At 60.5% G+C, this 11,280-nt stretch carries 10 protein-coding genes; 6 read left to right on the top strand and 4 right to left on the bottom strand.

The window, feature by feature from the left end:
* Together AB1451_02785 and AB1451_02780 are read right to left on the bottom strand one after the other, a co-directional pair.
* A partial coding sequence (locus tag AB1451_02785) for a membrane dipeptidase (GenBank protein ID MEW6681833.1) occupies positions 1 to 2,596 on the bottom strand: 2,596 nt, incomplete at its 3' end.
* 937 nt (positions 2,597 to 3,533) lie between these two features.
* Positions 3,534 to 4,091: a hypothetical protein gene (locus AB1451_02780; protein MEW6681832.1), complete on the bottom strand. Its 558-nt coding sequence runs from the start codon at positions 4,089 to 4,091 to the stop codon at positions 3,534 to 3,536.
* A gap of 247 nt (positions 4,092 to 4,338) precedes the next feature.
* Here AB1451_02780 and AB1451_02775 point away from each other — a divergent pair, with 247 nt between their 5' ends.
* From AB1451_02775 to AB1451_02750, 6 genes are all read left to right on the top strand, one after another.
* Positions 4,339 to 4,647: a type II toxin-antitoxin system Phd/YefM family antitoxin gene (locus AB1451_02775; protein ID MEW6681831.1), complete on the top strand. Its 309-nt coding sequence runs from the start codon at positions 4,339 to 4,341 to the stop codon at positions 4,645 to 4,647.
* Complete coding sequence (locus tag AB1451_02770; protein ID MEW6681830.1) at positions 4,628 to 5,053, top strand: putative toxin-antitoxin system toxin component, PIN family; 426 nt, start codon at positions 4,628 to 4,630, stop codon at positions 5,051 to 5,053. Before AB1451_02775 ends, AB1451_02770 begins: the two co-directional genes overlap by 20 nt.
* Positions 5,054 to 5,412: 359 nt before the next feature.
* Positions 5,413 to 5,829, top strand: coding sequence for a DUF433 domain-containing protein (locus AB1451_02765; protein MEW6681829.1), 417 nt, complete (start codon positions 5,413 to 5,415; stop codon positions 5,827 to 5,829).
* Complete coding sequence (locus tag AB1451_02760) at positions 5,826 to 6,170, top strand: DUF5615 family PIN-like protein (GenBank protein ID MEW6681828.1); 345 nt, start codon at positions 5,826 to 5,828, stop codon at positions 6,168 to 6,170. Before AB1451_02765 ends, AB1451_02760 begins: the two co-directional genes overlap by 4 nt.
* A gap of 142 nt (positions 6,171 to 6,312) precedes the next feature.
* Positions 6,313 to 6,531, top strand: coding sequence for a ribbon-helix-helix protein, CopG family (locus tag AB1451_02755; GenBank protein MEW6681827.1), 219 nt, complete (start codon positions 6,313 to 6,315; stop codon positions 6,529 to 6,531).
* Positions 6,528 to 6,929 (top strand): putative toxin-antitoxin system toxin component, PIN family, encoded by a 402-nt coding sequence (locus AB1451_02750; GenBank protein ID MEW6681826.1) that lies wholly within the window; start codon positions 6,528 to 6,530, stop codon positions 6,927 to 6,929. The genes AB1451_02755 and AB1451_02750 overlap by 4 nt, the downstream gene beginning before the upstream one ends.
* A 6-nt stretch (positions 6,930 to 6,935) precedes the next feature.
* Here AB1451_02750 and AB1451_02745 read toward each other — a convergent pair whose 3' ends face one another.
* Positions 6,936 to 8,219: an outer membrane protein transport protein gene (locus AB1451_02745; protein MEW6681825.1), complete on the bottom strand. Its 1,284-nt coding sequence runs from the start codon at positions 8,217 to 8,219 to the stop codon at positions 6,936 to 6,938.
* A gap of 90 nt (positions 8,220 to 8,309) precedes the next feature.
* On the bottom strand, positions 8,310 to 11,276 hold the full coding sequence (locus AB1451_02740) for a BTAD domain-containing putative transcriptional regulator (GenBank protein ID MEW6681824.1): 2,967 nt from the start codon (positions 11,274 to 11,276) through the stop codon (positions 8,310 to 8,312).
* Positions 11,277 to 11,280: the final 4 nt, after the last annotated feature.

Here is an 11,280-nt window from a genome sequence, read left to right as displayed (position 1 = left end):
CGCAGATCGTGGTGCAGAACCCGTAGCTCCCCGGCGCCAACTGGAAGCTCTGCACCGTGCTCGTCGCAAAGGTCGCCGTCCCCAAGGCGTCCAGCCCAAACGTCGCCACCGCCAGCGCCCGCGCATCAATGCCGATCGCCGCGCCATTGACGGTCAGCGTGGCGGTCCCCCGCCCGCTCAACACCCCGTCCAACGCCGGCGCATAGTCCACCAGGCCCGCGGGCGTCACCGTAAAGCCAAAGCCCGGCGCCCCGCAGATCGTGGTGCAGAACCCGTAGCTCCCCGGCGCCAACTGGAAGCTCTGCACCGTGCTCGTCGCAAAGGTCGCCGTCCCCAAGGCGTCCAGCCCAAACGTCGCCACCGCCAGCGCCCGCGCATCCACGGCGACTGCGTGTGCGATGCTGATCGTCCTCCCTGCGTAGACGCAGTTGTTGTCCTCATTGCTCTCGGCCACGGCGAATGTGTCATCGGCGCACGCCTGAAGGCGGTACGTACGGAGCGTCATCGTTGCGGGAATGGTCACACTGACCGCGCCAGTGGAGGGAACGCCAGGGGCCAGGCTGGGGACAGCCCGGCCCCCCGTCAACAGGAACCTTTCAACCAGACAAATTGCTGGACATACCGGCACCAAATAGTACTGCGTGACCGATGTACCAGCAGGCGAACCGCTCTGATTGAGTACAGTATCGGTCACGACAAAGCTCGAACCGACCGCAACCGCCGCTGGCGGATTACTCACCGACGTGACCACAAGGTCTGCCCTGCGGTCAATCATCGCCACGAACGGGCCAACCGTCGTGCAATTTCCTTGTCTGTCGCAAACTATGCGTGAACTGGTTTGTGCGGCGGAGTCCACGACCCCAGGCTCAACGGCCGTGCTGAGTGTAAAATTTCCCTCCGACAGTTGCGTGAGACCACTCGGCCAGTCGTTCGCTCTGCAGACGACGGAGAAGTTGTCCAGCTGCCAGCCCGAAGGCACAGGCGAACACGAAACCACTGGCGGCGTCTCGTCCTCAGCTTTCTCCCACATCCGCACGTAGGCCCCTGCGGAGTTGAACAGCGCATTCAGATCGTCGTCGTGCGGAAGTAGCTGGCGCACCTCCTCTATGAAATCGGGAAGCTGACCCACCGAGGCCATCCCCTCGTAATTGTAGTCAATAACCCGCTCACCGATCTGCTGTCGGTCGAATTGTGGGCCTGAGCCACCGAAGCCATCGAACGGGTAGCTCACGAGAGGAAACTGTCCGACTTCCCCGCCACAGAAGACTGGATCCGCTCGGGGAGCAGGCATTCCTGCGAAGCCATTGAAGTCGGAGCCGACTGCAACGGCTCCACCGTTCATCCGGTCGACCACGTAGAGATAGGCCTGTAGCCAAGCGTCCGAGGAATCATTGCAAACGAATGGGACGGATCCATCACTACGGTTATACTGGACAATGCGGTTGTGCCCACCCTGGTGAAGGATTACGCCGACAAGGCCACCGAGGTCGCGGATTCGATCAATCTGCTCGTCAGTCTTCTGCCCTTCGTGGCGATTTTCACCATTGCTAACACTCAGGATGCCGGTGTGCCCCGAAACGATTCCGGGATAGTTCGCCGTCTCGGCGCGATCGAGTATTGCGTTGGTGGTCAGAGTCGAGCTGTGGTCAACGTCAATGAGCATATGGTGGTTCATGAGCTCGTCGACCAGCACTTCTCCGAGAGGCGTCAATCCACGAGCGTTGCAGTGCGGGCCAGTCGGACCTCGGGGAGGCAGACCAAATTCAGATAGTGCATAGAGTGCCGCGGCGTTGAATGGCCCTGTCCAATAGGTAGATGCGATTGCGGCAGCTGACCCAAGATCGTGGGCCGTGTCTCGCCAACCTACCCGGAACTCCATGCCGAGGTCCTCTGGGCAGCCTGCTAAATCCCAGAATTTGCCGGTGATGACCGCGTTGTTGGCGTCGAAAACCTCATTATACAGGGCAGTTCCACCAAACGCGTTGTCGGCATTGTGCACCGGAAAGACATGTCGGACGCCGATGTCATAGAGATGTTGCACGCCGTCGCGAACCTGCTGTTCTGTGCAGTCGCCGTCCTTCTTACAGCCCAACAGGCTCGGCGCCTCGATTCCAAGCACGACTGCCAGCTTGCCCTCACTGATAACTCTGCGCGCATGGGCGCCTGAATAAACGATCCTGAACCAGCCCTGCCCCGGTCCACCGGACTTCGCATCAATGAACGCCTCGAGATCTTTGGCAGCCTGAACCTGGCGCTCGATCGCCGGCATGTCCTCGCAGCCGAAAGCCCGTAGGTGGAAGGTGGCTTGGCAAAGTGTTTGGTTGTTAACGGCCAGCATCACCATTAGCCGCTCGCCCCCCCGCCAGGCGCGCTCCAGCCACCGGTAGTACATCTGCTGGGCAGTAAGGACATCATGGGCGGGCCACCCGTCGAAGGGAAGTTCTGGTGCAGGATCAACCAGATTCCCCACAATATCGTAATGGGGAGGCTCGTCGATCCCACCTCCCACGTTGTGCTGGAGACGACCATGACCAAAAGGAGGGAGACCATAGAGACCAACCGTAAGAAAGGTATTTAGAGTGTCGAGCGTTCCCAATGGCCCATGGATGTAGACTCCCGAACACAAAAACGGGAAGTGAGGCGGGGGACAACCTGGCCGCCACGAAGGCAATTGGGGTATAAGTGGAGCGGGAGCACCGCCGATCCCCTGGACGGTATCAAGTCCTGCCGGAAAGAAGTCACTGTAGGGGAGCGCGGTCGCAATATTGTCATCGGGACTAAATGGTGCTCCCCAGAGCATCAGTCCTCCAAACCCAAGATTAGCGAACTGATGGGCGTGCAAGTCAGCGAACCCCCAGGCTGGGTCGCGAGCACTAGTTATGAAGACTTCGTTGCTGGAAGTACTTCGGTTGCCAGATGCGTCATAGGCCAGCACTCTAAAGTAATAACCTTGCTGATACCGTAGGTTATATTCATTGACACCAATAACAAATCCTGTGGCGCTTGGATCAGACATAGTTTCTAAGTAATTCGGACTGCCCGAGCTTGTCCCGAAGAAGATCTGGTATCCGGCAAGATCGCTCAATGGCGTGCCATCGGCATTGGTCGTTGGTGGACTCCAGGAGAGTAGCAACCCTGATGAGCTGCTTGTCGCCTGTAACCCTACCGGAGCTGCGGGGGCAACGCTGTCTCCAGCGTAGGCGGAACTGATCAAACCTATTCCTATCGTGGTAAGACCACACAGAATTGATAATATCCTTTTCATTTTCTCCGCCCCCACGGTTCCATCAGGATCACTTTGCGCTGCCCACCCGGCACCCTGCACGCAGGCTGAGTATCAACGAGTCCTCCGCTCGCCCAGTTCAGATACGCTCGATGCCCCTTGGAGCGATGGTTCGCCGGACCTACTCCACCCCGCGCAAGAAGGACTTCCATGAGCCGCGCACCTGCTTGATCTGCCCAAAGGCGGACTCAACTATCGCTTTGCACTGGGCATGGAGCAGCTTTCACTTGCCAATGACTCTTGTTGACAACTACGCCGCGCTCAGTTGTCTCTCCACCCAGCGCCATTGTCGATCCAACGCATGCCGCTTGGCCTCGACCCACGGAACGCCGTCCCACGCCGGCAGATACTCCCCCTTGTAGAGGCTCTTCGCCTCCTCCAGCCGCGCGCGGGCTGCGAAACGCTGCCCGAACACTTCCAGGCGATGGGCGCGGCGGACCGCCTCCTCGAACGCCCAGCAGTCGGCCCAACAGAACATGGGATGGAGCGACACCCGTGCCCCGACCATGGTCACGAATCCCGGCCCCTTTCTCTCGGGTCGGCCCAGGGCCGTTTGCAGGCGGTGAAGGGCCGCATAGAATTCGGTTACGCCGCGGTCGTCGTCCAGATCAGGCCATACCAGTTCCACCAGTTCGGCGCGCGGGACCTGCCGTCCGTCCAGGGTGACGAGCGCCAAGAGCAGTTCCAGGTCCTTTGGATCGTCCCACGCCTCATTCGGCACCACATCGCCGCGGAGCAGAATTTCGCAGGTGCCGAGCGTGCGGATCGCGAGCGCGGGCGCGATTACGGTCTCTGCTGATGTCGTCAACACCACTCTCCTGCTCCGAATGCGGCCACCACCGATCGTGCGGCGGGTGCAACATCGGATCGTTCACGGATCGATAATGAGGGCGACTTATACCAGAGTCCGTCTTACAAACCTCTTACAAGGTTTTTGATTGCCGGAGGCGGGTTCGGAAGGGTACGGCGTACCGTTATGCGTGCGTAGCGTCCGCCTTGACCATGACTAATTAGTTCTGTATAGTACTCATGAGTTCTCACTCGAGGAAATGGCGATGAAAAAGCACGTGGATACCACGCAGAAAATCCCGGCCCTCCAGGCCCGCACCCGATTCGGCGAGATCCTCAGGAACGTCCAGGCCCGACACACCCGCTATCTGGTGGAGAAGGGAGGGATCCCGGTTGCGGGGATCATCAGTGCGGAGGAGTTTCAACGACTGATCCAGGAACGCGAGGCCCGATTTCAAGTCATTGACGAGATTCGTTCCGGTCTCCCGCCCGTCTCGGAAGAGGAGGTCGTCAAGGACGTGAGCTCCGCGGTCTCTGAGGTTCGGGCCAAGCGGCGTGGATCGAGTCGTTCTTGACACCAACCAGATTGTCAGCGGGCTCCTGATGCGCCGAGGAGCCCAGGCCGAATTGCTGGATGCCTGGCGAGATCGGCGTTTCTTGCTCGTCACGTCCCCCGTTCTGCTGAACGAAGTCGAGGAAGTGTTGTCGCAGGCGCGCTTGCGGCAGAAATATCATCTTCGCGATGATCAGATCGAACGATTTCTGACTCTGCTCCGCATCGACAGCCTGCAAGTTGTCGGCAATGTTCAGGAGCCGGTCTGCCGAGACCCCGATGACGATGCGATCTTGGTGTGCGCGGTCGAGGGGCACGGTCGGTATCTGATCACGGGAGATCACGATCTCCTGGTGCTCAAGGAGTACAGGGGAATTCGTATCCTGACGGCACGTCACTACCTCGAGCGACTGCATCTGGAGCGATAATCTCCATATCGGTCGAGACGCTGCGGCACGTCGATGGAGGGAATCCAGGGCTACTGCATCCACCTCGCGAAGGAACGGGGCATTCTGACCGACGAAGACCTTGAGCGATTGCTCAACGAGTGAGTCGCTGTCAAGTCTTTGTTCTGCGCAATGACGGACCGGCCCGAGTACAGGCGCATCGTGGGGTCGGCCAACACGCCCGGGTTGTTGAACGGCGCCCGCCCAATGACCAGCCCCGCGCCCGGATCAGGACGGTCTTGGGCACATCCCCACCCACGATGAGGCCTCCGATCATCACATCGTTGCAGGGGATAGACACAACGTGTTACAGTGTATTACGCTTTGCCGGGAGGACCACTATGACCACCGCAACCAAAACCCTGAGGCTCCGCCAGTCCCTGCGCTCCGAGATCGACCGGATCGCCAAACGGGCTCGCCGCTCCTTCTCGGAGATTACACAGGACTTGCTCGAAGAGGCTCTGCGGATGCGGCACTGTCCCGGGATTTATTTCGCGGATGAACCGGCCGGCCGGGAGGCAAAAATCGCTGGCACGGGCCTGGGCGTCTGGGAAGTCATCGCGGTCTTTAAGGCGGTCTCACACAACGAACGGACGCTGCGGGCGCGTTTTCCCTGGCTGACGGAGGCCCAGATCAAGGCGGCCTTCTTGTACTACCGCCGCTATCCCGATGAGATCAACGCCCTCGTTACCGAAAACGAAACGCCGTCCCCGGACGTTTCCCCAAGCGAGCTCTCCAGCCGAATCCGCAGAACGTGAAGCTCTATCTGGATGAGGATCTGTCACCGACCCTCGCCCAGATGCTGCGGCGTAAAGGTATTGACGCCGTGAGCGCCCACGAGATTGGCAACCTTCAGCTTGCAGATCCGGAGCAGCTCGCCTACGCCGGCCGGGAGGGTCGATGCCTTGTGACACGCAACGCCCGGCACTTCGTGATGTTGGCCCGAGACGCAATTCATCGCCAGACCCCTCACGCCGGCATTCTGCTGATATCGCCTCGTTTCACCGGCGCGGAGGTCCGCACCCTGACGGATCGGCTCTCCCGTACGGCGAAGCAGTACCCGACGGGCTTAGGCCCGTATGACATCCTCTACCTCTGAAATGATGGGCTCAACGCTCCCGAGTGCTGCTGGAACGAGAAAATTCAGTACGGAGATGTCGGTCTGCAGACCTCCGTTTTCACAAACAGATCCCTTGCCAGTTCTACGATTCGTAGTGTAGTGTCATACAGGGAGGTGTCCTATGAGAACGGTACTGTCGGTCAGTCTTCCGGAACACATGTCGGCGGAACTCGACAAATTTGCGAAAACGACCGGGCGAAACAAGAGCGACATCGTGAAAGAATCCCTAAGCCTGTTTCTCTGGGAAGCGAAGTTCAAGACACTCAAAAGGAAACTTGAACAGAAAGCAAAGAAAGCCGGGGTGGTGACTGAGGATGATGTCTTCAAAGCGGTCTCGTGATCGCCGTCCTCGACACCAATGTGCTTATTGCCGCGCTGGTCACGGAAGGGGCCTGTTCCAAACTGTTGTTCCGGGCGCGCCGAAGGGATTTCTTCCTCGTGACGTCTCCCTTCATTCTATCCGAGGTGCAGCGCGTCCTTGCCAGGAAGTTTAGGGCCTCACGAGCGGAGAACGTCAGCGCGATCCGCCTCATCCGCGAGGCGGCCCACCGGGTCGTCGAACCGAACGTACGAGTAGAACGAACCTGCCGCGACCCCGACGATGATCACATTCTGGCCTGCGCCCGGGAAGCCGAGGCGGAGTATCTCGTGACCGGAGACCACGACCTATTGGTCATGGAAACGTTTCGCGGCACCCGTATCCTGACTCCCCGAGATTTTGAGCTGTTGTTCGCCTGAACCGCGCTACCACGCCCGGCTCAGCGCCATATGGACGGACGTGAATTCGTAGGATTCCTTGGCATCCGGGCCAAAGGGCAGGTTGGGGTTGGTATAGGTCACCTCGTTCTTGAACGCGTATTCGACTCCCCCGTCGATCCGCCACTTGGCGCCCATCTGATAGCCGCCGCCGAACGTGACGTGGTGCTCGCCGATGGGAGCCAGCAGGGGGTTCATGGTCTCGGCCGGGACCGGGTTTCGGCCGTAGTTGTAACCCGCCCGGATCATGGCCCGCTCGGTCGGCGCGTAGGCCAGGCCCAGGGCGAGCACGTACTGATCCCGCCAATTCTGGTCCTGGGTGACCCGAACGGTCGCGGGCGCGGCCGCGTTGTCGGGATCGCTTGCCTCCAGCGTGGTGCGCTTCACGGCGCCCGACCAGTCGATCCAATTCACCTCCCCGGACAGTAACCACCGATCCGTCGGCTCGATTGCAACCCCGATCCCCAGTTCCTGGGGCTGATCGATGCCTTCGGCCATGACGGACCGGTACGTCACATTTCCCAGCCCCACCGCCGACATATTCGCGATCATTTGCCCCTCGTCGAACTTCAGGGGCACCGGACTGGTATACGCCATGCCCACACGGATGCGGTCGTTCACGCGGTAGAGCAGGCCGAGCTTGGCGCCCACGTTGACGGTCTCCAGGTCTTTGAGCTCGCTGCCGAAGAAGGACCGCGTCGGGTCGGGATCCGCATAGGACGTGTTGGGAAAGAACTTTTGCTCGAAACTCGCGTAGGTGACCAGCAGCGACCCGCCCACGGAGAGCGCGTCGGTGACCTGCACCGCCACCGCCGGCGTCAATCGCGCCACCAAGAAGGCGATGGACAATTCGTCACGGGTGCCGAAGGCGGTCTCCAGCGCGTCGTGCTCGATGCCCGACCCGCCTTGCGCAAAGAGGCCGACCCCGATCGTGGTGCGACGGCCCAGGCGATGGCCGTACCCGAAATTGGCGAGTTTCGCCGGTGGACTTGAGACCAGCGCATCATTCCCGAACGTGTCTTGATGACGAAAATCATTCAATTGGAATCCGAGGGACACGTACAGATCCAACCGCCGGTTGTCGATCTGCCCGAGCCCGGCCGGATTGGTATTCGTTGCGGTGGTGTCGCGGGCAACTGCGAGATCCGCCCCGCCCATGATGTAGGACTCGGCCCCAAAGCCGATCAGGTTGAGCCCGTTCGAGGCCGCTGCCGGACTCGCCAGCGTGAGCAAGACGACCACCACGGCACATAACAGGGTGATGAATCTCATAATCCTTCCGTGCTCCGACGACGCTCCAAACCGCTGTGGGCGTAGTCCTCTGCCGGGCTATCCTCGAACAATCGCGTCCTACGGCGCAGCCTATAGCCGCTGTTCGACCCAGAGCCATTGCCGCTGCAACGCCTCGCGCCGCGACACGATCCACGCCTCCTCAAACCCCGGCAGGTACTCGCCCTGATACAACGCCCGCGCCGATTCAAGATGCTGCTTCCCCTCGCTCCACCGGCCGCGGCGCTCGGCCTGCCTGGCCTGCTGCACCGCATCGTCAAACGCGCAGCAGTCCGACCAACACTGCGCGGGATTCACGGACACAGAACCTCCGGTGAGCGTGATGATCCCGGTCCCGTTATTTCGCGAACCGTCCAGCACGGCCTGGAGTCGGTGCAGCGTGGTATGAAAATTCGTCACGCCGCGATCCCCCTCAGCTTCCGGCCAGAGCAGATCGCTGATCCGGCTCTTGGGCACCTGCTTGCCGCCCAAGGCCAGTAGGGCCAGCAGGAGCTGCAGGGTCTTTCGTCCTTTCCACGCCTCTGGAGGCACCGGCTGGTCGTGCAGCCGCACCTCGAATCGGCCCAGGGTGTGGATCTTCAGGGCGATCGTGGGGGTGACCTTCCAGTGCGCCATGAGCCGCTGGACATAGGGCGGCTCCAGGTTCCACTCCAGGGCTCGGGTCACCAGGATCGACTTGGTTCGCGGGAGGAGCCCATCGGCCTCCTTGTACTCCTCGGTCTTTCCCAACTTCAGCGCCCGGGCCAGATACGTTTTGGCCTTCTTCTCGTTGTGCTGATCCAAGGCCACCTTGGCCAACTGGAGCAGGACCCAGAAGGTGTAGAAGTTGCTCTTGGCCTTCTCAAGGCCGCGCAGGGCCGTCAGTAGGTTCCGCTCGGCCTTTCCTGTCTCGCCCATCTCGCCCAGAATCACCCCCTGGATATAGACACATAGATTGAGAAACAGCGGTGCCCCGCACGCTTTCAGAAGACGCACCGATTCCTCGGCGTGGATGAGGGCCTGGGATATCTTCCCGACGGAGAGGAGGTGGACGGCCTGAGTAAAGAACGTGAACCCACCGAACAGTCTATTCCCCGCTCGAATGGCCTGTTGCTGTATGGCCTCGATCGAGGAGACCGCTTCCGTGTGGCCCAGTCCCATCTTGATGCGATGATGGACCAAGTTGCTTTGGACAGCGGGGAGCATGGTCAGGAGCCCGTGCTCTCGGCAAAAGCTCTCCAACGCGGTCATCGACGCCAGGGCTTGTTCCGCCTCACCTTGAAAGGATTCGAGCAAGCCTCGAAAACAAATCGGTTGAGCGGCAATGACCGGGTCAAGGTGCTCCTGAAGACCAGGGTCCTCCACCTTGGCTAAGCTGAGTTTCGCAACCTGCAGTCTGCCGCTGTGTAGCGCCGCATTCGCGGCATAGCTCATGGCCATGATATATAGGGGGAATAGCCCATTTTGATGGGCCAAGTCTGCGGCCGCAAGACTCGACCGAAGCCCCAGGTGTGGCTTCGCTTCGGCATAGATCGCACTCAATCCATTGGCAAACAGGAACGAGGCACGGGCCATCGGTGAACAGGAGTCCGGAAATTTCTTTAGGAGGCGTCTCCCTTGCTGGGCATATTTCTTCATCGGTCGATAATCGTGGGCGCGGTAGAACCCCACGAAGATCAATGACCCGAGCGTCCAAAGCTGGCCTTCAACATTCCCTGTCGTTTCAAAACCTTGCAGCGCCCGCTGATAGCAGGCCTCCGCCTCTTGGGGCGCTTCAAATTCTCGCCCAGCGCCGAGCAGGTAGACCAGCCAGGGACGGCCTTCCACCTGGGTGGGCGGAATGGAACGGATCCACTGGCGCAATTTCATCCGCTTGCCTTGAAACACCGCGCCCAAGCCGATCTGCTCGATGAGCCCCATGGCTGAGGCGTACTGGCCGGCGGCCAGATACAGGTCCACGGCCTTGTCCGCTTGTCCCTTGGCCAGGAGCACGGCTGCGACCTGCTCAACCAGGTGCTGTTGTTCCTCGCTCGGGAGTTCCCTCACCCGATCCTGAAGGAACTTCCGCAACAGCGGATGATACCGAAACTGGGTGGCCTCCTTGCTCGGGATTTCCGAGAGCAGATGCTGCCGTACCAGGAAGCGCATGCGAGACGCGATGTCGCTGGATGGGCTCATGAGACCCGCGTCCTTCATCCCAAAGGATTCGAAGACCGAACATCGCACCATGAGATCCTTTGTGGTCGGATCCAGCCGGCCATACACCCCGTGATAAAAATAGTCGGCCAACCGATCGTCCGCGAGTGATGCCGGCATCCCCTCGACCACGATCGCTCTCCCGGCTCGCCGCACCCGATCTTTCAGCAGGATCAGGCCGGTCACCCACCCCTCCGTCGTCCGATGGAGGTCTACGGCCTGATCCGGGGTGATGGGAACCTCCAAGACCTCGTTGAACAGGGACTGCACCTCCTCGGTCGAGAATCGCAGCGCCTCCTGGTCCAGATGGAACAATGCCCGCTTGCCGATCCAGCCGGCCAGAAAGGTCGGGGGCGCGTTTCTGGACAGCAGGACGACCTGCACGCTGGGTGGCGCGTGCGAGATCACGACCTCGATGATCGAAAACAGAAGGGCGTTGTCTTCTGGAATCGAATGGCAATCGTCCAAGACCAGGGCGTACCGGCCTGATACTTGGGAGAACAGCTTTTGACAGTAGCTCCGGGCAAACATGACTGGATCGAACGGACCGGCGGTGGGCAGAGACGGAAGCGTCAATTGCGTCTGGGGAAAGGCGACGGCAAAGGCCTCAGCCAGCAGGCGGAGGAATCCCGCTGGGTCATTGTCCTGCTCATCCAGCGTGAGCCAGACGGCTTTGGTACGGGTCTGTTTGAGCCACGAAAGCGCCAGCGTGGTCTTGCCCAGACCCGCCAGCCCTGAAATGTAGATGATCTTGTAAGCCCGAGCGGCCTTGAGCCGGCTCAGACACGCTTCCCGAAGGAGAATCCGGGGAAGCGCCGGGCGGCTGGCCTTGGCGGAACCGAGGTCTGGGGAACGGGTCGACAAGCAG

The organism is Nitrospirota bacterium, assembly GCA_040757335.1.
Classification (GTDB): domain Bacteria; phylum Nitrospirota; class Nitrospiria; order 2-01-FULL-66-17; family 2-01-FULL-66-17; genus JBFLXB01.
Note: the sequence above shows the minus strand (reverse complement) of the source record. Positions and strands in the feature narration are given on the sequence as shown.